This is a genomic window from Variovorax sp. HW608, assembly GCF_900090195.1.
Classification (GTDB): Bacteria; Pseudomonadota; Gammaproteobacteria; order Burkholderiales; family Burkholderiaceae_C; genus Variovorax.
The window spans coordinates 3,533,064-3,557,781 of the sequence record NZ_LT607803.1 but is presented as its reverse complement, the minus strand read 5'-3'; the positions used below and the strand labels follow the sequence as shown (position 1 = coordinate 3,557,781).

Annotated in this window: 23 protein-coding genes and 1 pseudogene; 15 read left to right on the top strand and 9 right to left on the bottom strand. The window is 64.5% G+C overall.

Annotated elements, in window-relative coordinates:
• Position 1: 1 nt before the first annotated feature.
• Genes VAR608DRAFT_RS16715 through VAR608DRAFT_RS16705 form a run of 3 tightly spaced genes read right to left on the bottom strand, consistent with a single transcriptional unit; the run spans position 2 to position 2,757 of the window.
• Entirely contained in the window at positions 2 to 1,267 is a 1,266-nt protein-coding gene (locus VAR608DRAFT_RS16715; protein ID WP_088955076.1) for an MFS transporter, read from the bottom strand.
• Positions 1,268 to 1,298: 31 nt separating this feature from the next.
• Complete coding sequence (locus tag VAR608DRAFT_RS16710; protein WP_088955075.1) at positions 1,299 to 2,354, bottom strand: 3-keto-5-aminohexanoate cleavage protein; 1,056 nt, start codon at positions 2,352 to 2,354, stop codon at positions 1,299 to 1,301.
• Positions 2,338 to 2,757 carry a carboxymuconolactone decarboxylase family protein gene (locus VAR608DRAFT_RS16705; protein WP_088955074.1) on the bottom strand — a complete coding sequence of 140 codons (420 nt, stop codon included), beginning with the start codon at positions 2,755 to 2,757 and terminating at the stop codon, positions 2,338 to 2,340. The genes VAR608DRAFT_RS16710 and VAR608DRAFT_RS16705 overlap by 17 nt, the downstream gene beginning before the upstream one ends.
• A gap of 100 nt (positions 2,758 to 2,857) precedes the next feature.
• Here VAR608DRAFT_RS16705 and VAR608DRAFT_RS16700 point away from each other — a divergent pair, with 100 nt between their 5' ends.
• Together VAR608DRAFT_RS16700 and VAR608DRAFT_RS16695 are read left to right on the top strand one after the other, a co-directional pair.
• Positions 2,858 to 3,874 carry an AraC family transcriptional regulator gene (locus tag VAR608DRAFT_RS16700; protein WP_088955073.1) on the top strand — a complete coding sequence of 339 codons (1,017 nt, stop codon included), beginning with the start codon at positions 2,858 to 2,860 and terminating at the stop codon, positions 3,872 to 3,874.
• A 67-nt stretch (positions 3,875 to 3,941) separates the two neighbouring features.
• Positions 3,942 to 5,063, top strand: coding sequence for a calcium:proton antiporter (locus tag VAR608DRAFT_RS16695; RefSeq protein WP_443082939.1), 1,122 nt, complete (start codon positions 3,942 to 3,944; stop codon positions 5,061 to 5,063).
• A 719-nt stretch (positions 5,064 to 5,782) separates the two neighbouring features.
• Here VAR608DRAFT_RS16695 and VAR608DRAFT_RS37100 read toward each other — a convergent pair.
• Together VAR608DRAFT_RS37100 and VAR608DRAFT_RS16685 are read right to left on the bottom strand one after the other, a co-directional pair.
• A complete protein-coding gene (locus tag VAR608DRAFT_RS37100; protein ID WP_331713038.1) occupies positions 5,783 to 6,133 on the bottom strand; it encodes a hypothetical protein in 351 nt (116 codons plus the stop codon).
• A 153-nt stretch (positions 6,134 to 6,286) separates the two neighbouring features.
• On the bottom strand, positions 6,287 to 6,622 hold the full coding sequence (locus tag VAR608DRAFT_RS16685) for a hypothetical protein (RefSeq protein WP_157731017.1): 336 nt from the start codon (positions 6,620 to 6,622) through the stop codon (positions 6,287 to 6,289).
• 418 nt (positions 6,623 to 7,040) lie between these two features.
• Between VAR608DRAFT_RS16685 and VAR608DRAFT_RS16680 the strand changes: the two genes are divergently transcribed.
• The 6 genes from VAR608DRAFT_RS16680 to VAR608DRAFT_RS16660 all read left to right on the top strand — a co-directional run bounded on the left by VAR608DRAFT_RS16680 (position 7,041) and on the right by VAR608DRAFT_RS16660 (position 13,492).
• On the top strand, positions 7,041 to 9,791 hold the full coding sequence (locus VAR608DRAFT_RS16680) for a DEAD/DEAH box helicase (RefSeq protein ID WP_088955069.1): 2,751 nt from the start codon (positions 7,041 to 7,043) through the stop codon (positions 9,789 to 9,791).
• Between the two features lie 3 nt (positions 9,792 to 9,794).
• Entirely contained in the window at positions 9,795 to 10,688 is an 894-nt protein-coding gene (locus VAR608DRAFT_RS16675) for an SWIM zinc finger family protein (protein ID WP_157731015.1), read from the top strand.
• 251 nt (positions 10,689 to 10,939) lie between these two features.
• Positions 10,940 to 11,299 carry a type II toxin-antitoxin system RelE/ParE family toxin gene (locus VAR608DRAFT_RS16670; RefSeq protein WP_088955068.1) on the top strand — a complete coding sequence of 120 codons (360 nt, stop codon included), beginning with the start codon at positions 10,940 to 10,942 and terminating at the stop codon, positions 11,297 to 11,299.
• Entirely contained in the window at positions 11,296 to 11,589 is a 294-nt protein-coding gene (locus VAR608DRAFT_RS16665) for a helix-turn-helix domain-containing protein (protein WP_088955067.1), read from the top strand. Before VAR608DRAFT_RS16670 ends, VAR608DRAFT_RS16665 begins: the two co-directional genes overlap by 4 nt.
• Positions 11,590 to 12,026: 437 nt before the next feature.
• Positions 12,027 to 12,407 (top strand): hypothetical protein, encoded by a 381-nt coding sequence (locus VAR608DRAFT_RS37095; RefSeq protein ID WP_157731013.1) that lies wholly within the window; start codon positions 12,027 to 12,029, stop codon positions 12,405 to 12,407.
• A gap of 605 nt (positions 12,408 to 13,012) precedes the next feature.
• The gene (locus tag VAR608DRAFT_RS16660; RefSeq protein WP_088955066.1) at positions 13,013 to 13,492 is read left to right on the top strand and encodes a nuclear transport factor 2 family protein; all 480 of its coding nucleotides are present in this window, start codon (positions 13,013 to 13,015) and stop codon (positions 13,490 to 13,492) included.
• A 357-nt stretch (positions 13,493 to 13,849) separates the two neighbouring features.
• Here VAR608DRAFT_RS16660 and VAR608DRAFT_RS16655 read toward each other — a convergent pair whose 3' ends face one another.
• The gene (locus tag VAR608DRAFT_RS16655) at positions 13,850 to 14,875 is read right to left on the bottom strand and encodes an AAA family ATPase (RefSeq protein ID WP_088955065.1); all 1,026 of its coding nucleotides are present in this window, start codon (positions 14,873 to 14,875) and stop codon (positions 13,850 to 13,852) included.
• Positions 14,876 to 15,456: 581 nt separating this feature from the next.
• Positions 15,457 to 16,356: pseudogene (locus VAR608DRAFT_RS16650) on the bottom strand (YifB family Mg chelatase-like AAA ATPase); the annotation flags it as partial.
• A 160-nt stretch (positions 16,357 to 16,516) separates the two neighbouring features.
• Between VAR608DRAFT_RS16650 and VAR608DRAFT_RS16645 the strand changes: the two are divergent.
• The 7 genes from VAR608DRAFT_RS16645 to VAR608DRAFT_RS16610 all read left to right on the top strand — a co-directional run bounded on the left by VAR608DRAFT_RS16645 (position 16,517) and on the right by VAR608DRAFT_RS16610 (position 23,316).
• Positions 16,517 to 17,380, top strand: a complete 864-nt coding sequence (locus VAR608DRAFT_RS16645; RefSeq protein ID WP_088958824.1) for a TorF family putative porin — start codon at positions 16,517 to 16,519, stop codon at positions 17,378 to 17,380.
• 62 nt (positions 17,381 to 17,442) lie between these two features.
• Entirely contained in the window at positions 17,443 to 17,781 is a 339-nt protein-coding gene (glnK, locus tag VAR608DRAFT_RS16640; protein ID WP_088955064.1) for a P-II family nitrogen regulator, read from the top strand.
• A gap of 27 nt (positions 17,782 to 17,808) precedes the next feature.
• Positions 17,809 to 19,362, top strand: a complete 1,554-nt coding sequence (locus tag VAR608DRAFT_RS16630; RefSeq protein ID WP_172843862.1) for an ammonium transporter — start codon at positions 17,809 to 17,811, stop codon at positions 19,360 to 19,362.
• Positions 19,363 to 19,522: 160 nt separating this feature from the next.
• Positions 19,523 to 20,443: an SMP-30/gluconolactonase/LRE family protein gene (locus tag VAR608DRAFT_RS16625; RefSeq protein ID WP_088955061.1), complete on the top strand. Its 921-nt coding sequence runs from the start codon at positions 19,523 to 19,525 to the stop codon at positions 20,441 to 20,443.
• A 28-nt stretch (positions 20,444 to 20,471) separates the two neighbouring features.
• The gene (glcE, locus tag VAR608DRAFT_RS16620; protein WP_088955060.1) at positions 20,472 to 21,569 is read left to right on the top strand and encodes a glycolate oxidase subunit GlcE; all 1,098 of its coding nucleotides are present in this window, start codon (positions 20,472 to 20,474) and stop codon (positions 21,567 to 21,569) included.
• 5 nt (positions 21,570 to 21,574) lie between these two features.
• Positions 21,575 to 22,807: a glycolate oxidase subunit GlcF gene (gene glcF / locus VAR608DRAFT_RS16615; protein WP_088955059.1), complete on the top strand. Its 1,233-nt coding sequence runs from the start codon at positions 21,575 to 21,577 to the stop codon at positions 22,805 to 22,807.
• Between the two features lie 86 nt (positions 22,808 to 22,893).
• Positions 22,894 to 23,316: a carboxypeptidase-like regulatory domain-containing protein gene (locus tag VAR608DRAFT_RS16610; RefSeq protein WP_088955058.1), complete on the top strand. Its 423-nt coding sequence runs from the start codon at positions 22,894 to 22,896 to the stop codon at positions 23,314 to 23,316.
• 16 nt (positions 23,317 to 23,332) lie between these two features.
• Here the strand turns inward: VAR608DRAFT_RS16610 and VAR608DRAFT_RS16605 are convergent, their stop codons facing one another.
• Both VAR608DRAFT_RS16605 and VAR608DRAFT_RS16600 read right to left on the bottom strand, forming a co-directional pair.
• Complete coding sequence (locus VAR608DRAFT_RS16605) at positions 23,333 to 23,818, bottom strand: glutathione peroxidase (protein WP_088955057.1); 486 nt, start codon at positions 23,816 to 23,818, stop codon at positions 23,333 to 23,335.
• Positions 23,815 to 24,717 carry a DMT family transporter gene (locus tag VAR608DRAFT_RS16600; protein WP_088955056.1) on the bottom strand — a complete coding sequence of 301 codons (903 nt, stop codon included), beginning with the start codon at positions 24,715 to 24,717 and terminating at the stop codon, positions 23,815 to 23,817. Before VAR608DRAFT_RS16600 ends, VAR608DRAFT_RS16605 begins: the two co-directional genes overlap by 4 nt.
• Between the last annotated feature and the right edge of the window lies 1 nt (position 24,718).

Here is a 24,718-nt window from a genome sequence, read left to right as displayed (position 1 = left end):
TTCAGTGAGCGATGGCCGGCGTTGGCGCGCATTGCACCTTCGGACCGCGCGCAGCCATCGCGAAGAACACACCGGCGAGAACGGCGAACAGGTCGGTTGCCAGTAGCACAACCGTCAAGGGTGATGCGAAGCCCGCGGCAGTCAGGCGATCACTCGCAGCGCCCGCAGCCAGGTTGCCGATCGCAACGGCCAGGACATTGATGAGGAGCATCGTCACGCCGGTCACCGTCGAGCGCATCTGCACCGGGGTCAGTCCTTGGATCAGCGCGAGCGCCGGGCCGTAGAGGGCGAGCGGCAGAAAGAAGCCGGCGCAAAGCCCGACATAGAACAGGTCTGAGCCCGCCGGCGCAAAGCGCGCGGCAATCATCAGCGGCGTGCACAGTGCGATCAATGCCAGCATGAAGCCGGCGTGGCCGCCTTTCATGCGGCGCGCGAAGCGGTCGCTCAGCATGCCGCCGACCAGCGCGCCCAGCACGCCGAACAGAATCTCCAGGCCGCCGAGCTGCCGCGCGATCTGGCTCGGATCGAAACCACGCTCACGCACCAGCCACAGTTGCGTGAAAACCAAGCCCACGAACACGAGGTGCACGAGCACGAAGCCGGCGATCGTCGCCTGCACGGTACGGTTCGCGCGCAGGACCGCGAGCACTCCACGCACTTGCTGCCGGAACGGCGCACCGCGTTCGGCCTCGCCCGGGGCACCGCGTCGATCGCGCAGCATCAGCAACGGCAGCGCGACTACTACTCCCACGATGCCGAGCATCGTGAAAGTCGATCGCCATCCCTCGCTCGCACCGAATGAGCCTGCCAACAGGAAGCTCAATCCCATGCCCAGGGGGATGCCCATGAAAAAGATGCCCATGGCCCCGCCGCGTCGCTCATCGCCGAACAGCTCAGCCAGTAATGACACCGCAGCGGGCACGAGGGCGGCTTCCCCGCTTGCGACAAGGAACCGGGCCGCGGCCATCTGCTCGAAGCTGTGCGCCGCGCCCGAGGCCGCGGTGCACACGCTCCACACCAGAATGCCCGCCGCCATCACCTTCGTACGGCTGAAGCGGTCGGCAAGCGTGCCCATGAAGACAGCCATGACACCGAAGCTCAACACCCACACCGCGCCGGTGAGGAACCCGTATTGCGCATTGCTCAGCGCGAGTTCCTGCGTGATCTGCGGCGAAAAGCCGAGCAGCATGTTGCGGTCGATGTGGGCCAGCACATGGATCGCGAGCAGTGCGACGAGCACGGCGCGAGGGCTGTTCTTCCAGCGCATGGGTGTCTCCTTATTTGACGTCCGTGAAGCCTCAGGCGACGCGACGCAGCGGCGTTTCGCGCTCTCCGGCGAAGCGATTGGGTGCGTAACCGAGCGCGGCCAACGTCTCGTCAGTGTTGGCGTAGTGGGTGCCGATCTGGTAGATGCGGCGCGCGTCTTCGCCGGTTGCCACCTCGCGGTGCAACTCGCGCGCGATGCGAACCATCTGCTCAATCTGCTGCACGCTCGTGAAGCGCTCGCCCTTGCATGCCCACAGGTTGTCCTCGATGCCGACCCGGACGTGCAAGCCCATCGCGATGGCCATCGTATTGAGCGGAAGCACGTTGCGCATGACGCTTTCGATCGTCAGCACTGCGTTCTCCGGGCACCGGTTGATGAACTCCATCATGTTGCGCGGATTGGGACCGTCGGCGCCGCCACCGATGGCGACCCAGTTCAAGATCAACGGGCCGGTGTAGGCGCCGCGCCGGATCAGGCGCTCGACGGACTCCAGGTTGGCGACGTGGCCGAGCATGAAGTGCGGCTGGATGCCGGCAGCCTGCAGGCGCTTCAGATGCTCGTCGACGAAGGCCGGACCCGACTCGTACCACATCTCGCGATAGGCCTTGTAGTAGGCCGGCGTCGAGAGCGACGTTCCGGCGATGTCGTCCGCGCTCATCAGCTCCATGATGTTCATCTGGCTGGTGTTGACGGCGACGGTCACCTGGTCGGGCTTGGGATCGAGCTCAGCCAGCATGTGGCGTGTGTCGTCCGTGAGCCACTTCGCCTGCTCGCCGTCGCCTTCCGGCGCGAACGAGATCGAGCCACCGACCTGCAGCACCATCTTTGGCACCGCTTCGCGAAGGCGCGCGAGCAGCTCGTTGAACATGGACAGACGCTTGCTGCCCTTGCCGTCGGCTTCCCGCACGTGGACATGCAGCACGGTGGCGCCCGCGTTCCAGCAGTCCACAGCCTTCTGGACCTGTTCGGCCATCGTGACCGGAATGTCGTCGGAGTCGCCAGGCAGGAATTCGGGCCCGTAAGGCGCGACCTGGATCACCAGGGGTTGCTGGTTCTCCGGCAGGAGGGAGTCATCGAGAAATTGCATGGTGGTTCCTTTCGGTGTTGGTGGAGGCTGTGTCGTTGCTGCGCTCGATTTCCTCGAGCAGGATGGGAGCGCCCAGACTCATGCTGTGAATGCCGAGTACCGCGACGCATTGGAGGACTGCGGCGATTTCTTCCTTGCTCGCGCCAAGGTCCAGCGCCTTGCGGATATGGCGGCGCACGCCCGGCCCGTACATGTGAGTGCAGGACGCGTCGACTGCGATGGCGAGGAATTCGACGGTCTTGGGATCCAGTGCGCCGCCCAACACGGGCGTGGCGCCCATCACCATGAATTTCTCGGTCCATGCCGGATCGAGTTCGTAGATGGGGTCCCAGTTGGGGTTCCATTCGCCTGCGTCGCGCAAGCGGTCGCACAGGGGCGTGGTTGATTGACTTGATGGCTTCATGTCGTGTCTCCTTGAGCCCGAATTCTTCTCAATCAGCGCTTTCTCGTCTTGACCGATCGGGACATTGACTTACCATTTCGGGACACCTGCCGTTTACCCCATGACGAACCTTGTTCGCAGCGCAAGCCTCACTTCCTTTGCGGAGATGGCGGGCGCCTGTGCTCTCGATGCACACGCCTTGCTGTCTGAGGTAGGACTGCCCAGCCGCTGCCTGGGAGAACCGGATCTACTGATCCCGGCACAGCCGGTCGGCAGGCTCCTGGAACTGGCGGCCCGGCGGGGACACGAGCCGGCCTTCGGGCTTCGAATGGCTCAATCGCGGCGCCTGTCCAATCTGGGCCCTCTCGGCTTGATGCTTCGTGATGAGCCCACGCTTCGGCATGCCCTTGAAGCCATCGTCGCGAACACGCATCTGCACAACGAGGCGCTATCGCTGCAAGTCGAGGAAGTGGGCAACCTGGTCGCGATTCGCGTTGAACTCGCGACGGAGGATGGCAAGCCCTACCGGCAGGCCACCGAGCTGGCCATCGGGGTGATGTTTCGAACCCTCGAGGTCTTCATGGGGGCACAGTGGCGCCCGCGTCTCGTGTGCTTCTCTCATCGGGCGCCGCAACGGCTTTCGCTCTATCAGAGCGTCTTCGGCCCGGCCGTCGAATTTGGCCACGCCTTCAACGGGATCATCTGCAATACGGCCGACCTCGATGCGCCAAATCCGGGCGCAGACCCCGTCATGGCCCGCTATACAAACCGCCTGCTCGGGACATCTCCAAGAAGGAAGCCGAAGGTCTCCGATCGAGTGCGCGAGCACATCGTGCTCTTGTTGCCGCGCGGACATTGCCGCGTGGAAGTGATCGCGCAGCATCTGGGCATCGACCGCAAGACCGTGTCGCGCCACTTATCGCGCGAAGGCACGACCTTCAGCGCGCTGCTCAATGACGTGCGCAAGGACCTGTTGAACCAATATCTGGAGGACGGCGCGCGCCCCCTTGGAGAGGTCGCCGCTTTGTTGGGATTCTCCGAACCGAGCGCTTTCTCACGCTGGCACAAACAACTGTTCGGAACGACAGCACGCAGCCGGTTCACCACCCGAGCAGGGTGGCTGGCAGGGCGGAGCTAGGAGACGTTCGCGCCGGATTCAGCGCACTGCACCGTGCGAGCCCTGTCCGCCGCGCGGACGAACGGCTATGCTTCGCCGCGATTCGCTTCTGTTCAAAACATTCTGTTTACTGAGGGGCATCATGGCCGCATGGACTTGGGCGATACCTGTAGCGACGATGGTCGTGCTGGCGCTTGCCGGCGTCGCGAGTGCAATGGGTGCAGTGCTCGGCACGCTTTGTGCCCTCGGTCTCGGCGCTGCGGTGGTGGCCGCGGTGCATCACGCCGAGGTCATTGCGCATCGAGTGGGCGAGCCTTTCGGCACGCTGGTGTTGGCACTGGCGGTCACCGTGATCGAAGCGTCACTGCTTCTCTCGATGATGCTTGCCGGCGGCGAGGAAATGGCCGTGCTGCCGCGCGACACGATCTATGCCGCGGTGATGATCATCTGCAACGGCGTGGTCGGCATTTGCCTGCTCGTTGGCGGGTTGGCGCATCGCGAACAGAGTTTCCGGATCGAAGGCAATGCGGCCGGAATGGCCGCTTTGATTGCGATGTCAGCCCTGATCCTCGTGCTGCCAGCATTCAAGTCCGGCAATGGAGGGTCGTACACCCTCCCTCAACTGTGGTTCGTTGCCTGCGCTTCTGCCGCGCTGTGGGCGATCTTCATCTTCATTCAGACGGTGAGTCATCGCGACTACTTCCTTCCGACCAATACGGCGGCCGATGAGCAAGCACATGAAGCGCCGCCGTCCGCGCGCGAGGCCTGGACAAGCTTTGCGCTGCTACTGGTGTCGCTCGTCGCGGTCGTTGGGCTCGCCAAGGTGCTCTCGCCAAGCATCGAGCGGGCGGTTGAGGCAGCCAATGCGCCCAGGGCAGTCGTCGGGATAGCGATCGCGTTGCTGGTGTTGATGCCGGAAGCGCTGGCGGCGACGCGCGCTGCCCGAGCGAACCGCTTGCAGACCAGTCTCAACCTGGCTATCGGTTCGGCCTTGGCTTGCATCGGTCTGACTGTTCCGGTCGTTGTCGTCGCCGCCGTCGCGTTCGACTTGCCTTTGGTGCTGGGACTCGATCCGATCGAAATGGCGCTGCTCATGGTGACTTTCATCGTCAGCGCCATCACGCTTGGCAGCGGTCGGACACATATGATGCAGGGAGCGGTTCATCTTGTGATCTTTGCGGCCTTCCTGTTCCTGGCGATTGAGCCCTGAGCGGATGCGCGGGCGACGATGCCGCCACAGCGCGCACCACGAATCGATGCTTCGCACTCGATAGAACGCGGGCTCGGCAGGGACGTCGGTCCAGATCGAGAATTGCGTAAACATGATGCGCCGTCGAACGACCGGTCTATGGCAGGGCGCATGTCCGCTATGGGGCGGCGGTGCCGCCGAAAGAGAACGTCTGAACCAAGTCGGTAGTGCAGCGTGTCCGGACAAAGTCGCATCGCTGCTCGAACGCCCGCAAACAGGCGGACAGCGGCCCTCCCAGTCGCCCTAGAGGGACGACCGCTGGGGGGCATACCGGCCTCACGGCAGAAATCAGACCCTCGCAATGCAGCCGTCGACATGCGTCCCAGTGGTCGGGCGAGCGCCGCTCAACTCCTTGAAGGCGCCGGCTTAATTTTGAAAAAGCGGGGGTCGGAAATTTGGAAGGCGAGGCGCTAAGTTGTTGATTTTCCTGGGTAACCAGAAGAGACAAGTTTGAAGAAACTCAGAGTTCGTTCAAAGTTAGGCCGGAATTCCATCAAATTTAGGGCCTAACTTTGACGACCGCGCGCGCAAGTCGTTGATTCGATGAGGAGTCGGGCGCCGCGGAACCCAAACGCCCTCGCCGTCCTTCTTGGCACTCGGGCAAAGACCGGTCAGGGTAGGGCGGGGCGGGGGAGCACGTCCGCCCCTACAGGGGACCCCCAAACCGCCCCAGAAGTCTTTCACGCGTCGCGTTCGACTGCACGATCCGTAGGGGCCTCAGGCAGTTCAAACAACTGCCCAACGCCAGCGACCACGGCAGTGACAGCGGCGGCGGTGTTGGGAATGTGTTCAAAAACACGCGCGGGATCTAGCTCTCCCACATAGTTTGATCGGGCCACATGTCTGAAGCCCAAGACAGACTTGAGGCTCTTCGCGCCTGCGGCATCGATCAGTGCGCCCCGGTCTTCCGTAGGCATGCTTGCAAGACGGATGAGATCTTGGTGCCACGTCTCGCTCTTTGGCAACTTGCCGTCCGTTTGCTCGATCACCTGCTTGAGCAGGCTCTCCAGCTGGGTGTAGATGCCTTGGATGTGCTGTGCGATGCCCGCGGCGTGGAATGCCTCGTCATAGGCGTCGGATGATTCGACTTCAATCGCTGCTGCTTCGCCTCGGCATCTTGCAAGGCCGCGATGGCCCGCTCCAGATCCGCCGCCTTTGACAAAAGAAGGGTTTGAAAGGCGTGTTCACTCACGGGCATGCTCTTTCATCAGCGCTACCTTCGTCGCCGGCAGGTGGTCCGCGAATACCAAGTCGACATCGACGTCCCGCAGGTGGGCCCATGCCACATCCCAGACGTCTGCCTCAGAGAGGCCGCCCTTGGACTCCACCAGGATGTCCAGGTCCGATTCCGCGTCGATGAGTGCGCTGGTGCGCGCGAATGATCCAATCACCTCGCACACCACGCCGCGGTGCCTCAGTGCCTCAAGGGTCTCCTGAATCTGCGCACGCAGCATCGCCCGCCGAGCATCGCTGCGATCTCGGAGAATGTCGCCAATGGGTCGACGCAGGAGACTGGGCATCGCATGATGTTAGCGGATCGACCAGCCTCACGCGGGGTTTCTGTCTTTCGCACGGTCACCGGTGGTTTGGCGCGCAGCGCAGGACTGCTTTTAACCAAAGGGGCTACAGCAGATGCGAGCGCCAGCTGCAGGAGGGGCAGGGCGCTCGGATCACCCCCGAAGCGCGTGCGCACTGATGGCATGGCAGACCACAATGCGCCACACCGCCGATTCCGGCCAGAACCAGGCAGTCGGTCGCGGCGTGAGCCACGTCCTTACCCGCACACGGAGGACGATGCTCGGCAAGACTGCACCGAGCAGGCCCATCACGTTGGATGGTGAGCTTCATGAACGCCAGATGGTAAATTGCCGCGCCTGAGCGCGCGGAGGTCAGCAGATCTCTCGCAGCGATATCAACATCGAAGGATCTTGGCAGCTGATGAGCACCGTACCCACGGACCAGGCCAACCACACTGCGCACCACGCGGCCTCGCTGGCGCCCTTGTTCACACCGCACGGCCGTCTCACCTTGGTCCAGGCGGAGGATGTGCCATCGCTGGAAGTCGCCACAGCTGCTCGTCTTCAGGAGGCGTTTGCGCGCGGCTCGGGCCTTGGACTGCTGCAACTCGGTGCGGGCGAAGTAGCGACTGCGCTGCCTGCCGTCCTGTCCTACTGGCGCGACTTCGCAACTCGGTACGTGACAGCGCTGTGCACGCTACCCGACGCCGACGAAAACGGTGCCAAGGTTCACGTGGCGCCCCCTGCTTACGATGTGCTGGCGTCGCTGGCCGATGCCGCCCCGCCCATGGCGGGCGCCGAATATGTCACGGGGACCGCGCTTGCCTCGCTCTGGCAAGAGCTCGATACGGCGTTCGCCAGCGAGTTGCTCCAAACGGGCAGCACCGTTCAGGAGTTTCTGCGGCGTCACGATCCGGCCTGGAACCTCGTCGGCCGCGTGCACTTCAACCTGGCCGAAAACCGCAAGGACGAGGAAGCCCCGTTCGCGTTCGTCGCCACCTACACGACCCGGCTGTCGAAGCAAGCCAAGGCCCAGCACCTTCCCTTGGGGCGGGCACTGCAAGAGTACGCCGACGCGTCGAACCAGGAACTGCTGTCGTTGCTGCTGCCAGTCCAGCGCGCGGCGGAGCAATGCGCCTGGCTCAAGGCGATGGTCGACAGCGGGGAGATCTTCCATCCCCTGCGCTGGACGCCGCAGGACGCCTTTGCGCTGCTGCGCGACGCCCAGGCGCTGGAGGCTGCGGGCATCGTCCTGCGCATGCCGGCCCGCTGGCGCACAGGCCGGCCGGCGCGCCCACAGGTGACGGCAATCCTCGGGACAGCGTCACCCTCGAAACTGGGAACAGACGCGCTGCTGGACTTCCGCATGGACGTCACGCTCGAAGGCGAGACACTCAGCGCCGGCGAGATCACGGAGTTACTCGCCGAGTCCGACGGGCTCGCGCTGGTTCGCGGCCAGTGGGTCGAGGTTGACCACAAGAAGCTCGCAGCGACACTCGAACACTTTGAGCAAGTCGAGCAAGCCGCCTCGTCGCAGGGGCTGAGCTTTGGCGACGCCATGCGGATGCTTGCGCGCGCCGACGCGGAAGGCTCGCTCGCCGCCCCCGAAGTCGGCGTGGACTGGTCGCAGGTGATGGCCGGCCCCTGGCTCGCGCAGACGTTGCAGGGGCTGCGCAGCCCGCAGGCGCTGGAATCGCTCGACCCGGGGCCGGCGTTGCGAGCAACGCTGCGGCCCTATCAGCAAGTGGGCGTGCGGTGGCTGCATCTTCTGGCCCGGCTTGGCTTGGGCGCCTGCCTGGCCGACGACATGGGCTTGGGCAAGACGATCCAGGTGCTGTCGCTGCTGTTGGTGCTCAAGAACCAGGTCGACGCTCGGACGCCGGCGAAGCCGAGCCTCCTGGTGGCCCCAGCCTCGCTGCTCGCGAACTGGGCGAGCGAGATCGCGCGCTTCGCTCCGAGCCTGAAGCTGCTGCTTGCGCATCCGTCCGCATTGGCGGCCAACGATTTGACTGCGGTCGATGCGGCACGGCTGGCACAGGTGGATCTCGTCATCACGAGCTACGGCACGTTGCTGCGCCTGCCCTGGCTGAAGGACACGGCGTGGCGCCTGGTCGTTATCGACGAGGCGCAGGCAATCAAGAATCCGAATGCCAAACAGACCCGCGCCGTCAAGCAACTCGGCGCCGAGGCACGCATTGCCTTGACCGGCACGCCGGTCGAGAACCGGCTTGGGGACCTATGGTCGATCTTCGACTTCATCAACCCCGGGCTGCTCGGCTCTTCCAAGCAGTTCGCGGCCCTGGTCAAGCAACTGGTGGAACGCGAACACAACCCCTACGGTCCACTGCGGGAACTGGTGCGCCCCTACATTCTGCGGCGCATGAAGACTGACAAATCGGTGATCGCCGACCTGCCCGACAAGACGGAGGTCAAGGCGTACTGCCCGTTGAGCCGCAAGCAGGCGGCGCTCTACGAGGCTGCGGTGCAAGAACTCGCAACACACCTCGAACAGACCGACGGCATTCGACGCCGGGGCGTCGTGCTCGCGGCCCTGATGCGTTTCAAGCAGATCTGCAACCACCCATCGCAATGGCTGGGAGACAACGCCTGGGCTGAAGACGACAGCGGCAAGTGGGCTCGGCTGCGTGAGCTCGCCGAGGTGATCGCGGCCAAGCAAGAGAAGGTGCTGGTGTTCACGCAGTTTCGGGAGATGACGGCGCCGATTGCAACGTTTCTCGCCTCGGTCTTCGGGCGCTCCGGCCTGGTCCTGCACGGCGAAACCGAAGTGAAGAAGCGCCACGAACTGGTGCGTCGCTTCCAGGACGACGAGGAGATCCCCTTCTTCGTGCTCTCGCTCAAAGCCGGTGGCGCCGGGCTCAACCTGACCGCCGCCTCGCACGTCATTCACTTCGACCGCTGGTGGAACCCGGCGGTGGAGAATCAGGCCACCGATCGGGCGTTTCGGATCGGGCAGAAGAAAAACGTGCTGGTTCACAAGTTTGTCTGCCGAGGCACCGTCGAAGAAAAGATCGACGAACTCATCGAGTCCAAGCGCCAGCTGTCGTCCAACCTGCTCGAAGGCGGCGCCGAGCTCATGCTGACCGAGATGAAGGACGATGAGTTGCTCAAGCTTGTCGCGCTCGACATTCATACCGCCATGGAGGAGACCTGAGTCATGTCCTACGAGTACGGCTGGAAGCCTTACGTGAGCGTCGCCGAGCGGCGCAGGAAGGCCGAACGTGAAATGGCCAAGCTGCGCAAGAAGGGATACAACGCCGCACCGGTGGTGCTTCAAGGGCGCAAGCTCGCCACCACGTTCTGGGGCAAGGCCTGGGGCGACAACCTCGAGTCGTACAGCGACTTCGCCAACCGGCTCCCCCGCGGGCGCACCTACGTGCGCAACGGCTCAGTGGTTGACCTGCAGGTCGACGGCGGCGAGGTCAAGGCCATGGTGATGGGATCGGAACTCTACGAGGTAACGGTGACCGTGTCGCCGCTGCGGAAGGCGCGCTGGAATTCGATCTGCACGGACTGCTCGGGATCGATCGATTCGCTGGTCGAGCTCTTGCAAGGGCGCCTGTCCAAGGCGGTGATGGAGCGCGTGTGCCAGCAAAAGACGGGGCTTTTCCCGTCACCCGCGGAGATCAAGCTGTCGTGCAGTTGCCCGGACTGGGCCGAGATGTGCAAGCACGTGGCGGCCGTGCTCTATGGCATCGGTGCCAGGCTCGACGCGCAGCCCGCTCTGGTGTTCAAGCTTCGTGCCGTCGACGAGGGCGAGCTGATCGCCGGCGCCGCGAAAGGACGCACACTCGGGAAGACAGCGCCCGTGTCGGCGAAGGTTCTTGACGGCGATGACCTCTCGGCCCTCTTCGGTCTGGAGATAGAGAGCACAGCGAAGCCCGAGCCGAAAACAAAGGCGAGCGCAAAGAATCCGAAGTCAGCGCCCGCCAAGAAGAAGCCAGCGGACGAACCACTTGCTGCGCGTACGCCGGCAAAGAAATCGCGCACCAAGCCGCTCACCCTGACTGACCCAGTCAAGGCACGATCTTCGAAAGCACGGCCGACGTAATGCGACTGCCTGAACGCGACGACGCTACTCGCCCGGCACGATGAAGAGCTGCTTCGATCCTGCCGTCCAGCGGTACCTGGTCCCGGCCAGAACCAGCCAGTCGGTCGCGCCGTGAGCCACGTCCTTACGCGCATAAGGGCGTGCCCCCAGGCAACAGGCATCCACATCGCTCCGTTCAACGAAATGCCCCGGGCGCTCGGCCTTGTCGAACGGGTTGCGTCAATATTGGTTTTGATATAAACTCGCGGCCAATGGACGAACCTCCGCGTAAGAAGATCACATTCCTCGGCGGGTCAGCTGGGCTGATTCGGGGCTTTCCGGAGTCTGCCAAGAAGGATGCCGGTTTCCAGTTGGACAAGGTTCAGCAAGGCTTAGAGCCCGACGACTGGGAACCAATGACCACGGTCGGACCGGGATGCAGGGAGATTCGAATTTGGGAGGAGGATGGAACATACAGGGTCCTGTACGTCGCCAAGTTTCCTGAGGCAGTGTATGTCCTGAACGCTTTCAAAAAGACGATGAAAAAGACGCCGCAAGCAAACATCGACGCCGCGAAAGCGGCGTATGCACAGATTCCGAAGCCAGCAGCGAAAGGAAAGGGGAAGAAATGAAGCACGCCACCGAGACTTACGACAATGTTTGGGATGCTCTGACGGATACCCCGGCAGAGGCTGAGAACATGAAGCTTCGTTCGGCTTTGATGCTGAAGATCGGCACATGGGTGAAAGGCCACGACTGGACGCAGGCTGCCGCAGCCAAGAAGCTCGGAATCAATCAACCCCGCCTGAACGATCTGCTCAAAGGGAAAATTAGCAAATTCAGTCTCGATGCGCTCGTGAACATTGCTGCTGCAGCTGGCCTGCACGTTCAGGTTGAAATCTTTGAACTCGAGGAAGCCTAGGCGATCGCTCACCCACCCACCGCGTTGGACCGCAGACGGCCACGAGCCGACGTTCGGCCGCGCCTCGGAATTCGCCGGCGAGCGGACATTCGCAGAGGGAGAGACGTCGCCGGGGCGGAGTCCTTCACCTCCATCTTCTTGAGGAGGGACCTCGCCGGCTTAAGTCAACTCGGTATGGCAGGATGCCGCATCGACCGCGGACCGCAATATGCCACGAAACTCATTTCAGAAGATTACCCAGGTTTTCGAGTTGACCGTAGCGCGCAGCATATAACACCACGATGAAAAGAATTTTGACCACAGTTTTTCTGCTGGTGTTTTGGTTTTTAGGTGTGGGTTGCACGGCTACACCTAAGGCCTCCGAGCCGCCACAGGGATACCTTTACTGCAATGTCTTTACGTCTAATGCTTGTTTCAGCATAGACAGAGGGGACGTCATGACGATGCGTCTTCCAGTTGATTTTGTTATTTACAATTTGGAATTATCCGGCGGATTGAAGCTGTTGCTCTATAACGGCTATCAGCCGTCTAAAGTGCCTGCAGCAGAAAGTTCCAGCGTCAAGCGCTACTCATCTCTAGATGGGAGCTATGAGTACGTTTTGGCGTCTGACGGGAGACGCGTAATCACTTACGCGTCAAATCAAAAAAAATTCCCAGCATTGCAACTTGTAATCAATAAATTTGAAACTTCGCAAAAGAAAGTTCTGATTGATTTTTTGGAGACTTTTCGACCTTGTAGCGGCGGCGGGACTGGAGTTTTTTCGTGCGACAAAAATGAAGTCCTTTTCAAGGACTTCATTCAGGAGAATTTGAGGTAAATCGCAATAACCTCTAAACTGCGGTTGCATGTCCGATTTCGGCCAGTAGCCGTCCTTCACAAGTTGGTCCTTGGACGACTGGTGGCGATCACAAAGCAGCCGCGGGTTGCGCGGATGCTGGTCGGCAGCTCGGTGCCGGAAGATGACAAGCAACTGTCGAGTTCCGTTGTGCAGCACGTGCCTTCGGGAGGGCAGGGCGGAACTGCGGGTTCGTCCACGTTGCAGCCTTAGACGGTTTTGGGGCGCCGTCGCATCGCGGCCTAGAACCGATTAGTGGGCCTCGCCTCACAATTCACGGGATCGCTGACGTCTCGTGGCGTTGACAGGCACGTACAGGACAGCCAGGGCACCCGCTAGACGGTACATTCGCATCGCATGGTGAAGCCAGATCGGTTTCAATTGCAACAACTCGCACCAAATCCCTCTAACCGGCGCTCGGGGCTTACCGTGTAGGAGTAGCGTCAGCGGATGCATTGGCCGACGCCAAGTAAGTGAGCTGGACTCATGCTTGCAGGCATTGCGCGTGCTCCATATTCTTCGGGATCCGAACCGCTGGGCGCAACAATGCAGCCGGACGCTCCATCCTCGTCCTGCAAGGAGATCCAATGAGCACCGCTACCGAAGCCAAGCCCCCGCTTCCCCCCTTCACGCTGGAGTCGGCACGCCAAAAGGTGCGTCTTGCCGAAGACGCGTGGAATACGCGCGATCCTAAGCGCGTCGCCCTTGCCTACACGGTGGGCAGCGAGTGGCGTAACCGCGCCGAGTTCCCGGTGGGCCGCACCGAAATCGAGGCCTTCCTCACCCGCAAGTGGGCGCGTGAGTTGGATTACCGCCTAATTAAGGAGTTGTGGGCGCACGACGGCAACCGCATCGCGGTTCGTTTCGCCTATGAATGGCACGACGACGCAGGCAATTGGTTCCGTTCCTACGGCAACGAAAACTGGGAGTTCGACGCAAACGGATTGATGGCAAAGCGATTTGCCAGCATCAACGACAAGCCCATCGCGGAGAGCGAGCGCAAATACCATTGGCCTCAGGGCCGGCGGCCGGATGAGCATCCGGGACTCAGCGAGCTTGGCCTGTAGGGGCTCTATCAGTCGATCGAATTCGACCCCCACACCGGCAGCGGGCCGCTCAGATGCACGAGATCGCAAATCCACCCGCCGTTTTGCCAGTTCCGGCGTCGGAGGTGCTGAGTGCCCCCTTGCGACGGGAAGACCGCAAAGGGCGCATACCAGCCCCACAGCAGACGTCAAGAGTGCAGCGGGCAATGCAACGCACTACTTGAATGGCCGCTAGGCGGCGGATAGTTGCCTCCACCATCGAGGTGTAGCTGCGACTGCATTGCGCACACCGGCCCTGCAGCAGACGTCAGAATCAGAACTGCCGCGAAGCCGTCGTCGGCAAGTCGTCGTAGCCGACCTGCAAGTGCGATCCCGCGTTCAATGCAGGGTGCCTGAAGCCTCGTCCGGATCAAGTACTTCAGCGGGCAGGTCCCTCAGTGCGAGATGAAGTCTGCCGGCATCGACGGCTCGAGCGACAGCATCTTGCACGGCCTGATAGATCTCTCGGGCTGTGAGATGCGCAAGTCTGTTGGATATAGCAGGGGAAGGCGCAGCGAACCCGCCAATGCCAAGTTGCTGAGCAGCAGCTGTCGCTACCACTCGCGCAGCCAGTAGTGCATCCGCGCCGGTCGGGGGCTCGATACGAAACTCACGAAATCGAGTGCGCAGCGATTCGGGCACCCTGCTTGGGTCGTTAGATGTCCCAATGTAGATTGCCAGACTCGCATCGAACTCGATATCGAGAGACGCATCGCGCACCCTGCTTGCCGTGGTCGGCTCGAGCAGCGAGTGGAGCGCAGCCAAGGGGTCATATTGGGACCGCCTGGGTGCCTTGTCGAGTTCATCGAGCAGGAACACCGGGTTGGCTACGGTTCCAAGGCCGATCTCTTGAAAGATCATCCCTTGGGTGGCAGTACTCCAATGCCGTTCTGTGCCGAGGAGAAGGGACGTGGTCTGGGCGTTCTCAAAGGAGTGCCGCCGGATCGGCGCGCCAAGCGCCTGAGCCAGATCGTTGGCGTAATGGGTCTTCCCGAGCCCAGGATCTCCCCAGAGGTGGAGCGGCGGGATCTTCAGAGGCTGCCGTCCGTGTATCGAAAGAGTCACGCGCCGGGCGACGAAGTCCGTGACTTCAGCGAAATGCGGGTGTGCCTCGCGCAGGTACTGAAGAGACTTCGCCCATTTTTGCGGTCGGAACGCGGGATTGGCAACTCTGCGCAGTGCACCAGCGAGCTCGAGCTTCTTGGTGAGTTCGAGTTCGCGCTTCTGATAGTCCTTGTCGCGAAGGGTGGCGATGCGCCCGATTACCCTCAGCAGTTCTTCGCCACGAAGGACGGGGTGTTGGCGATCACGCCTTCGGCGTAGCACTCCGCGCTCGAAGGCCGTCACGAACGCGATCGCGTTCATCACCGGGGCGGCCGGTGTTGCTGGCACCCGACTGCTAGACCGAGAGAATAGCTCCTCGCGACGTAGATCTTCCTCAGCGTCGCGGGCCGCTTGAGCGAGTCTTGCTCGCTCTTGCTCCTTTTCGCGCACTTCCTCGGCGACAGCTAGCGGTAACAGCAGCTCGAACGGTCTGTGAGGATGTGGGCGTGCTATTCCAGATAGTCGGAAGCCTGCCGGGACATCGTCTTGTATCGAGAACACGATGGGCTCCTAAGCGGAGCCCGCGGGTCAGGCTCCTGGATTTGAACGATGGGCAAAAGAGGCGAGATAGGTCTCGAGCTTCGAGATTCGCGATCGATTGCTTTGCTGCCGCGGACGCACGCATTCACACGCGCGATTCATCGCGCGCATGGTCGGCATCGTGAAGAGGTGCGGCATGACGTTCATTCCGTGTATGCGCTGAATGCTAGCCAGTGGCGAGCGCCGAGTCAAAGCCTCGGACGGGTGGATTAATTTTGAAAAAGCGGGGGGTGGAACTTTGAAAATCGCCGCGCTAAGTTGTTGATTTCCTGGGGTAACCAGGCGAGACAACTTTGGAGAAACTCACCGGGCCGTGGCGGTGAGCCGCCGCCGACCAGCGCGACCGCGCTCGCGGTGTGGTGCGGGCTGGCGGTGGGCCTTCGCATCCAGCGCTCGGCCGCGAAGCGGCCGGCCAGGCTCGCGATGGCGGCGCTTTCGAGCGCCTCCTCGATGCGCATCGCCGGCAGCAGCCCGGCAAAGCGCTGCGCGAGCATCGACTTGCCCGAACCCGGCGGGCCGACCATCAGCAGGCTGTGATTGCCGGCGGCGGCGATCTCCAGCGCCCGCTTGGCGCCGGCGTGGCCCTTGACGTCGGCGAGGTCGGGATGCTGTCCGGCCGCCGCCGGCGGCGCGGGCATGACCCGCGCCCATCCTTCCCCGGCGGGCGCTGCCGGCTCGCTGCCGGCCGGCAGGAACTGCTGCACCACGTCGAGCAGGTGCCGTGCACCGTAGATCTCCGCGCCGGGCACCAGCGCGGCCTCCTGCGCGCTGTCGGCCGGCAGCACCAGCCGGGTGGCAATCCCGCGCGTGTGCAGCGCCAGCGCCATCGCGAGTGCACCACGAACAGGCCGCAACTGCCCCGAAAGGGAGAGTTCGCCGGCGAACTCGTGGCCGGCCAGCCGGTCGGCATCGATCTGGCCGCTCGCCGCCAGGATGCCGAGGGCGATCGGCAGGTCGAAGCGCCCCGAATCCTTCGGCAGATCCGCCGGCGCGAGGTTGACCGTGATCCGCTTGTTATTGGGGAATTCGAGGCCGGCGTTCTGGATGGCCGAGCGCACGCGCTCGCGGGCCTCCCTGACCTCGACATCGACCAGGCCCACCAGCGTGAAGCTGGGCAATCCGTTGGCCAGATGCACCTCTGCCGTGACGCTGGCCGCCTCGAGACCCAAGAGTGCGCGGCTCTGCACCAAAGACAGACTCATTTTTGCTCCCTTTCCCCAAGATGGTGCGCCCACCTCTTCTTGTTTGTGACGACGTGCAAGCCCGTGCAAGCCATTGTGAATGGGCTTTGGCCCGGTTTGGCACGCTCCCTGCTTGACTTGGCTTCAAACGCTTTCAAAACCACCGAGGAGTTTCTTGATGATGCATCGTAAATCCGACCAGTTTCTGGCCGTGATCGCCCTGGCTGCCCTCCCTGCGATCGCAAGTGCGCAAAGCACCGATGCGAGCGCGGCCGCGGCAGCGCCCGCGCCCAATCTCACGGGGAACGTCTCCGTGACGACGAACTACAAGTTCCGCGGTCAGGACCAGGATGTCCTCGGGCGCAACGACTTCGCCAAGACGAGCTGGTTCAAGCCGGCGATCCAGGGTGGCCTCGACTACGTCTTCGGCGACAGCGGCTTCTACGTGGGCAACTGGAACTCGAGCGTCAACTGGCTCAAGGGCAACTCGGTCGAGATGGACTTCTACGGCGGCTACAAATTCAAGGCCGGCATCCTCGACCTCGACGTGGGCGTCTACCAGTACTACTACCCCGGCAACACCGCGGGCAACACCACCGAGATCTACGGCGGGGCTTCCTGGACCGACGAGAAGATCGGAACCTTCGCGGGCAAGTATTCGTGGACTGTCTCGAAGGACTACTTCAACTACGCGGGCCATCAGGGCGGCTCGGGCCTGGACGGCCAGAACACCGGCTACCTGAACCTGTCGTACACGAAGGAAATCATCCCCAAGGTCACCTTCAAGACGGCCGTGGGCTACACCTTCCTGTCGAGCGATATCCGCAGCCTCGGCTTCAAGAGCTTCTTCGATTACAACGTGGGCGCTTCGTACGACTTCGGCAGCGGCCTGTCGCTCGCCGGCTCGATCCAGGGCGCCACCGAACAGAGCGCGTTCAACCTCGTGGCCAGCCCTGGCTTCGTTGTTTCGGGCGTTCCTGTCGGCACGACCTACTTCTCGCCGAACAAGCCCCGTTTCATCCTGACCTTGACCAAGACGCTCTAGTAGTCGCCGCGGACGCGGCCCGGACAGGCCGCGCCGTTTCCATCCATCTGTAGGAGAACATCATGAAGCTGGTCACAGCCATCATCAAGCCCTTCAAGCTCGACGAAGTGCGTGAGGCACTTTCGGCAATCGGCGTGCAGGGCATCACCGTTACCGAGGTCAAGGGCTTCGGCCGCCAGAAGGGCCACACCGAGCTGTATCGCGGCGCGGAATACGTGGTCGACTTCCTGCCCAAGGTCAAGATCGAAGCCGCCGTCGCCGACGAGCTCGTCGAGCGCGTGATCGAGGCGGTCGAAGGCGCCGCGCGTACCGGAAAGATCGGCGACGGGAAGATCTTCGTCTACGACCTCGAGCAGGTCGTTCGCATTCGCACTGGTGAAACGGGCCGCGAAGCCCTCTGATACGCACGGCACGAAAGACAAACCGAAATGAAAAAATTCCTTGTTTCGCTCGCGCTCGGATTGAGCGTGCTGGCCGCCGGCACCTCCGGCTTCGCGCAGACGACACCGGCCGCCCCCGCCGCCCCGGCCGCGGAAGCGCCGGCAGCCGCCGCGGCACCTGCGGCTGCGGCCGCTGCTCCCGCTGCCGCCGCCGCAGCAGCAGCACCGGCCGCCGCTGCAGCGGCAGCCGCGCCGGCTGCGCCCGCGGCGGCCCCTTCGTTCAACAAGGGTGACACGGCCTGGATGCTGGTCTCCACGCTGCTGGTCATCATGATGACCGTCCCCGGCCTCGCGCTGTTCTACGGCGGCCTGGTCCGCAGCAAGAACATGCTGTCGGTGCTGATGCAGGTGATGGTCACCTTCTCGATGATCGTGGTGCTGTGGATGATCTACGGCTACAGCCTCGCGTTCACCGAGGGCAACGCCTTCATCGGCGGCTTCGACCGGATCTTCATGAAGGGCATCTTCGATCCGGCCACCGGCGTCTTCGCGCCGGGCGCGACCTTCAGCAAGGGTGTGTACATCCCCGAACTGCTGTTCGCCGCCTTCCAGGCCACCTTCGCGGGCATCACCTGCTGCCTGATCGTCGGCGCCTTCGCCGAGCGCATCAAGTTCTCGGCCGTGCTGCTGTTCATGGCGATCTGGTTCACCTTCAGCTATGCGCCGATCGCGCACATGGTCTGGTTCTGGATGGGCCCGGACGCCTACGCCAGCAAGGAAGTGGTCGACCAGATGAACGACAAGGCCGGCCTGATCTGGCAGTGGGGCGCGCTCGACTTCGCGGGCGGCACCGTGGTGCACATCAATGCGGCCGTCGCCGGTCTCGTGGGCGCCATCCTCGTGGGCAAGCGCATCGGCTACGGCAAGGAAGCCTACACGCCGCACTCGTTGACGCTGACCATGGTCGGTGCCTCGCTGCTGTGGGTGGGCTGGTTCGGCTTCAACGCCGGTTCCGCGCTCGAAGCCGGCACCAGCGCCGTGCTCGCCTTCATGAACACCTTCTCCGCCACCTCGGCCGCCGTGCTCGCATGGTGCCTCGGTGAAGCGATGATGCGCGGCAAGGCGTCGATGCTCGGCGCTGCATCGGGCGCCGTCGCCGGCCTCGTGGCGATCACGCCGGCCGCCGGCAACGTCGGCCTGATGGGCGCGATCATCATCGGCCTGGTCGCCGGCTTCGCCTGCCTGTGGGGCGTCAACGGCCTCAAGCGGATGCTCGGCGCGGACGACTCGCTCGACGTGTTCGGCGTGCACGGTGTCGGCGGTATCGTCGGCGCGCTGCTCACCGGCGTGTTCAACACCCAGGTGCTCGGCGGCCCCGGCCTCGTGGCCGACTGGGTCACCGCGTCCGTGACCTCCAACGGCATCGGCGCCCAGTTCTGGATCCAGCTCAAGGCCGTGCTGCTGACCGTCGTGTGGTCGGCCGTCGTGGCCTTCATCGCCTACAAGATCGTCGATCTCACCATCGGCCTGCGCGTGAGCGAAGAGGAAGAGCGCGAAGGCCTGGACATCTCGGCCCACGGCGAAACCGCCTACAGCCGTTGATCGCGAACGGGCCGCCCGGCGCGGCCCGCTCCTTTCGCAACACATCTTTCAAGACGAATTCCGTTTTTTCGCTGCGAGGTTCTCCTCTGGATGTTCGACCCGCCAGCGCTTGCGCGCCAGCGGGTCTTTTTTTGTCCCGATTTGCCCCTAAGCTGGCGCCATGTGGACCACACTGACCGACAGCCTCTGCCAGCTCGGCGAATCGCCGTTCTGGCATCCCCTGGAGCGCTCCCTCTACTGGCTCGACATCCCCGGCCGTGCCGCCTTGCGCACGCGCGGCGACATCCACCATCCGACCATCGAGCGCTGGGACATGCCGACCGAGCCCGGCTGCATGGCCCCCGCGCGCAGCGGCGGCGTGGTGATCGCCCTGCGCGACGGCATCTACCGTGCGCGTGAATGGGGTGGCACGCTCAAGGCGATGGCGCGCGTGGACCACGACGTGCTCAAGATGCGCTTCAACGACGGCAAGTGCGATCCGCTCGGCCGCTTCTGGGCCGGGACGCTCAACGAGGCCAAGGACGGCGCGATCGCCGCGCTCTATTGCCTCGACGCCCGCGGCGGCCGTGCGCCCGCGCTCCGGCAGATGGCGAACGAGGCGACCACCGCCAACGGCCTGGCCTTCTCGCCCGATGCCGACACCCTGTACTGGGCCGACACCGCCGCGCATCGCGTGGTCGCATGGACCTGGGCGGCGCGCGTCAACACCCTGTCGCGGCAGCGCGTGTTCCAGCAGTTCGACGAAAAGCCGCCCGGCTGGACGCCGGAGTCGCCGCTGCGCTACCAGGGCCGTCCCGACGGCGCGACGGTCGATGCCGAAGGCCACTACTGGGTCGCGATGTTCGAGGGCGGCCAGGTGCTGCGTTTCGCGCCGTCGGGCGAGCTGGTGGCATCCCTGCCCACGCCGGTGCAATGTCCGACCATGCCGTGCTTCGGCGGCGATGATCTGCGCACGCTGTTCGTGACCAGCGCGCGGCGGGGCAGGCCTGCATCCGAGCTCGAATTGCGGCCCGCGTCCGGGCATGTGATCGCGATGCGCGTCGCCACGCCTGGACTGCCGGTCAATTTCTTCGAGGACTGACAGTGTTCGGGGCGGTACGATCGCCGCCATGGAGCCAGCCCTTCGCCAGATCACCGAGCGCATCCGCGCCGCCGCCGCCGACGGCAAGATGCTGTCCATCCGTGGCGGCGGCACCAAGGACTTCTACGGCGAGCCGCGTGAGGGCGAGCCCCTGTCCACCAGCGGGCTCGCCGGCATCACCAGCTACGAACCGAGCGAACTGGTCGTCACCGCGCGCGCGGGCACGCCGCTGGCCGAGCTTGAAGCGGCGCTCGCCGAAAAGGGCCAGTGCCTGGCGTTCGAGCCGCCGCGCTTTGCCGACGGCGGAACGGTCGGCGGCATGGTCGCCGCGGGCCTCGCCGGCCCGTCGCGGCCCTGCGTGGGTTCGGTGCGCGACTTCGTGCTCGGCGCCGTGCTGGTCAACGGACGCGGCGAGGTGCTGACCTTCGGCGGGCAGGTGATGAAGAACGTCGCGGGCTACGACGTCTCGCGCGTGCTCGCGGGGTCGCTGGGCGTGCTCGGCGTGATCGCGCAAGTGAGCCTCAAGGTGCTGCCGGTCGCGCCCGCCGAAGCCACGCTGGAGTTCGCGTGCGAACAGGCCGATGCGCTGCGGCTGCTCAACGACTGGGGCGGCCGTCCGCTGCCGCTCAACGCGAGCGTGTGGCGCGAGCGCGATGGGTCGGGCTTTCTCTCGCTGCGCCTGCGCGGGGCCGTGGCTGCCGTGGAAGCCGCCTGCACGCATCTCGGCGGCGAGCGGCAGGACCCCGAACGTTCCGCGGCCGGCTGGCAATCCTTGCGCGACCAGCGCCACGCGTGGTTCTCGAGTCACGCGGAGCACGACCTCTGGCGATTGTCGGTGCCGCAGACCGCGCCGGTGCTCGATGTGGCCGGCAGCACGCTGGTCGAATGGCACGGCGGCCAGCGCTGGTATCTCGCGCCGCCCGATCAACGCCCGCAACTGCGCGCAGCGGCGCAGGCCGCGGGCGGTCATGCCACCCTCTTCAGGCCCTCGGACGCGCACGCCCATCGCGTGCTCGGCCGCTTCGATGCGCTGAGCGCCCCGGCCCTGCGCATCCATCGCGCATTGATGCAGGAGTTCGATCCTCACGCCGTCTTCCATCGCGGGCGGCTCTACCCCGTGGCCTGAGCAGCATGCAGACCGAACTCGCCCCCGAATTCAAGAACACGCCCGAAGGCCGCGACGCCGAGGCCATCCTGCGCAAGTGCGTGCACTGCGGCTTCTGCACCGCGACCTGCCCGACCTACCAGCTGCTCGGCGACGAGCTCGACGGGCCGCGCGGCCGCATCTACCTGATCAAGCAGGTGCTCGAAGGCAAGGCGCCGACGCGCAGCACGCAACTGCATCTGGACCGCTGCCTCACCTGCCGCAACTGCGAATCGACCTGCCCGAGCGGCGTGCAATACGGCCACCTGGTCGACATCGGCCGCAAGATCGTCGAGGACAAGGTGCCGCGTGCGCCGCTCGACGACGCGCTGCGCTGGACGTTGAAAGAGGGCCTGAACTCGCCGCTCTTCGCGCCAGCGATGAAGCTCGGGCAGTCGGTGCGCGGGCTGCTGCCGGCCAAGCTCAGGGCCAAGGTGCCCGAGCCGCGGCCGGCCGGCGCATGGCCTTCGCGCACGCACGCGCGCAAGATGCTGATGCTCGCGGGCTGCGTGCAGCCGGCGATGGCGCCGAACATCAACAGCGCGACCGCGCGCGTGCTCGATGCGGCCGGTATCCAGGTGCTGGTCGCGTCCAAGGCGGGCTGCTGCGGAGCGATCAGGTTCCACCTCAACGACCACGACGGCGGCAAGGCGCAGATGCGCGCCAACATCGATGCCTGGTGGCCGCAGGTCGAGCGCAGTGAAGTCCAGGCCGTCGTCATGAACGCCTCGGGCTGCGGCGTCACGGTGCGCGAGTACGGCCACATGCTCAAGGACGACCCGGTCTACGCGGAAAAGGCCGCGCGCATCAGCGCGATCACGCGCGACCTGAGCGAGCTGCTGCCCGACATCGCGCCCGCGCTGAAGCCGCGCGTCAGGCCGCCGGCGGGCCTCGTGGCCTACCACCCGCCGTGCACGCTGCAGCATGGGCAGCAGCTGCGCGGCGGCGTCGAAAAGCACCTGCGCGCGCTCGGCTTCGACGTGCAGCTCGCGCAGAACGAATCGCACCTGTGCTGCGGGTCGGCGGGCACTTATTCGGTGCTGCAGGCGGAGCTTTCCTACAAGCTGCGCGATCGCAAGCTCGGGCACCTGAACCAGCTGCAGCCGACCACCATCGTGTCGGCCAACATCGGCTGCATCACGCACCTGCAGAGCGGCAGCGAGGTGCCGGTGCGGCACTGGGTCGAACTGCTGGACGAGGCCCTCGCGCCCGCAGCCTGATCGCACAAGCACTGGGGGTCCGGTCTGACCCCGCGCGCGCCGGCGCGGCGCGAACATTCCCGCGTGTTCACCACGGGAGTGATTCGATGAAACGAACTTCCATCCAGACACTGGCACGCGCCGCCACGGTGTGCGCGTGCGCGCTCGCGCCATGGATGGCGCAGGCGCAGACCCCGGTCCTCGCGCCGTCGATGAAGGCCTTGGGCGCAGCCCGCTACGTGTGCGGCGGCATCGGCGCCGAGGAATCGAGCGCGATGCGCGCCGCGATGAAGGACCACCCGCTGTCGCTGCTCTTCGCCCGCGAAAGCGGTGCCTATCTAGCGGACGTGCAGGTCACGGTGACGGACGCCCAGGGCAGCACCGCGCTGTCGATGCGCGCCGACGGGCCGGTCTGCCTCGTGGACCTGCCGGCCGGCCGCTACACGGTCGAGGCCGCGAGCGAAGGTGTCGCCAAGACGCAGGTGGTGTCGCTGGGCAACGGCTCGAAGGTGGCCGACTTCCGCTTCTGACAGCGGTGCGCGGGCCTCAGGCCGCGAGGGCCGCCTCGATGTCCGCGCTGATCGATTCGGGCTTGTCGATCGGCGCATAGCGCCGGATCACCTGCCCGTCCTTGCCGACCAGGAACTTGGTGAAGTTCCACTTGATCGCCGCGCTGCCGAGAAGGCCACGCGCTTCCTTGACCAGCCACTTGTAGAGCGGCGCCGCGCCCGCGCCGTTGACCTCGATCTTCTCCATCATCGGAAAGCTCACGCCGTAGTTGCGGGTGCAGAAGGCGCCGATCTCCTCGTTGCTGCCCGGATCCTGCTTGCCGAACTGGTTGGACGGGAAGCCCAGCACCGTGAGACCCTTCGGCCCGTACTTCTCGTGGAGCGCCTCGAGCCCTGCGAACTGCGGCGTGAAGCCGCACTCGCTCGCGGTGTTGACGATCAGCAGCACCTTGCCCCTGAACTCGGAAAGCGAGATCGGCTTGCCGTCGATCTGCCGGGCTTCGAAATCGTAGACGCTGGTCATGAGGGTTCTTTCTGGAGTTCCTGTCGCGCATCATCCTCGTCGCCGGGTGTTCGCGCAAACGCCGACCATGCTGCCGCGAGAACGATCAGCGCGCCGCCCGTCCAGATGCGCGCGCTCATGGTCCCCGCGCCCAGGGCGACCGACGAGACGCTCGCGAACAGCACTTCCGACAGCATGATCACCGCCGTCACGTTGCCCGCCAGCCGGGCCGCGCCGTACTGCAGGCAGATGTTGGCGAAGACGAAGCCGGTGCCGAGCACCACGGCCCAGCCCCACCAGGCGGTGTCGGCCCACGGCGGCGCGGGCATCGCGCCCAGCGCGGTGCCGGCAATCGCGGTCGTGCCGGCCACCAGCGCGCAGCCGGCGAACATCGCCAGCGCGCGCGACTCGCCCGGCGCATGGCGCTGGCCGCGCAGCAGCACGTTCGTCACCGCGAAGCAGAAGCCCGCAGCCACGCCGAGCCAGTCCGGCAGGCTGGACGGCACCGGCCATTCGACCCCCGGCGTCTTCAGCACCACCGCGACGCCGACCAGCGCCAGCGCGACGCGGGCCAGCGCGGAGGCGGTCGGGCGCTCACCGAGCAGCAGCCACGCCAGCAGCACGCTCCACAGCGGCATCAGGTAGAACAGCAGCACCACGCGCACCACGTCGCCCTGCGTCACCGCCCAGTTGAACCCGACGTTGGTGAGGCCCGCCGCCAGCCCGAGCAACACCAGCCCCGGATGACGGACGAACATGTGCCACATGCTGCGGCGCAGCACGCCGATCACCGCCGCAATGACGATGTAGACCAGAAAGGTCGCCCACACCGGATGCAGGCCGTGGGCCTCGATCTGGCGGAAGGGAAACCATGAAACGCCCCAGACGAAGGCGTTGAAGACGAGCGCAAGCGCAGCCAAG

Bases quoted from the DNA above. Each gene is read 5' to 3' on its own strand.
- VAR608DRAFT_RS16715 (WP_088955076.1), bottom strand. From the start codon at position 1,267: ATGCGCTGGAAGAACAGCCCTCGCGCCGTGCTCGTCGCACTGCTCGCG.
- VAR608DRAFT_RS16710 (WP_088955075.1), bottom strand. From the start codon at position 2,354: ATGCAATTTCTCGATGACTCCCTCCTGCCGGAGAACCAGCAACCCCTG.
- VAR608DRAFT_RS16705 (WP_088955074.1), bottom strand. From the start codon at position 2,757: ATGAAGCCATCAAGTCAATCAACCACGCCCCTGTGCGACCGCTTGCGC.
- VAR608DRAFT_RS16700 (WP_088955073.1), top strand. From the start codon at position 2,858: ATGACGAACCTTGTTCGCAGCGCAAGCCTCACTTCCTTTGCGGAGATG.
- VAR608DRAFT_RS16695 (WP_443082939.1), top strand. From the start codon at position 3,942: ATGCTTCGCCGCGATTCGCTTCTGTTCAAAACATTCTGTTTACTGAGG.
- VAR608DRAFT_RS16685 (WP_157731017.1), bottom strand. From the start codon at position 6,622: ATGCCCAGTCTCCTGCGTCGACCCATTGGCGACATTCTCCGAGATCGC.
- VAR608DRAFT_RS16680 (WP_088955069.1), top strand. From the start codon at position 7,041: ATGAGCACCGTACCCACGGACCAGGCCAACCACACTGCGCACCACGCG.
- VAR608DRAFT_RS16675 (WP_157731015.1), top strand. From the start codon at position 9,795: ATGTCCTACGAGTACGGCTGGAAGCCTTACGTGAGCGTCGCCGAGCGG.
- VAR608DRAFT_RS16670 (WP_088955068.1), top strand. From the start codon at position 10,940: ATGGACGAACCTCCGCGTAAGAAGATCACATTCCTCGGCGGGTCAGCT.
- VAR608DRAFT_RS16665 (WP_088955067.1), top strand. From the start codon at position 11,296: ATGAAGCACGCCACCGAGACTTACGACAATGTTTGGGATGCTCTGACG.
- VAR608DRAFT_RS37095 (WP_157731013.1), top strand. From the start codon at position 12,027: ATGACGATGCGTCTTCCAGTTGATTTTGTTATTTACAATTTGGAATTA.
- VAR608DRAFT_RS16660 (WP_088955066.1), top strand. From the start codon at position 13,013: ATGAGCACCGCTACCGAAGCCAAGCCCCCGCTTCCCCCCTTCACGCTG.
- VAR608DRAFT_RS16655 (WP_088955065.1), bottom strand. From the start codon at position 14,875: ATGAACGCGATCGCGTTCGTGACGGCCTTCGAGCGCGGAGTGCTACGC.
- VAR608DRAFT_RS16645 (WP_088958824.1), top strand. From the start codon at position 16,517: ATGCATCGTAAATCCGACCAGTTTCTGGCCGTGATCGCCCTGGCTGCC.
- glnK (WP_088955064.1), top strand. From the start codon at position 17,443: ATGAAGCTGGTCACAGCCATCATCAAGCCCTTCAAGCTCGACGAAGTG.
- VAR608DRAFT_RS16630 (WP_172843862.1), top strand. From the start codon at position 17,809: ATGAAAAAATTCCTTGTTTCGCTCGCGCTCGGATTGAGCGTGCTGGCC.
- VAR608DRAFT_RS16625 (WP_088955061.1), top strand. From the start codon at position 19,523: ATGTGGACCACACTGACCGACAGCCTCTGCCAGCTCGGCGAATCGCCG.
- glcE (WP_088955060.1), top strand. From the start codon at position 20,472: ATGGAGCCAGCCCTTCGCCAGATCACCGAGCGCATCCGCGCCGCCGCC.
- glcF (WP_088955059.1), top strand. From the start codon at position 21,575: ATGCAGACCGAACTCGCCCCCGAATTCAAGAACACGCCCGAAGGCCGC.
- VAR608DRAFT_RS16610 (WP_088955058.1), top strand. From the start codon at position 22,894: ATGAAACGAACTTCCATCCAGACACTGGCACGCGCCGCCACGGTGTGC.
- VAR608DRAFT_RS16605 (WP_088955057.1), bottom strand. From the start codon at position 23,818: ATGACCAGCGTCTACGATTTCGAAGCCCGGCAGATCGACGGCAAGCCG.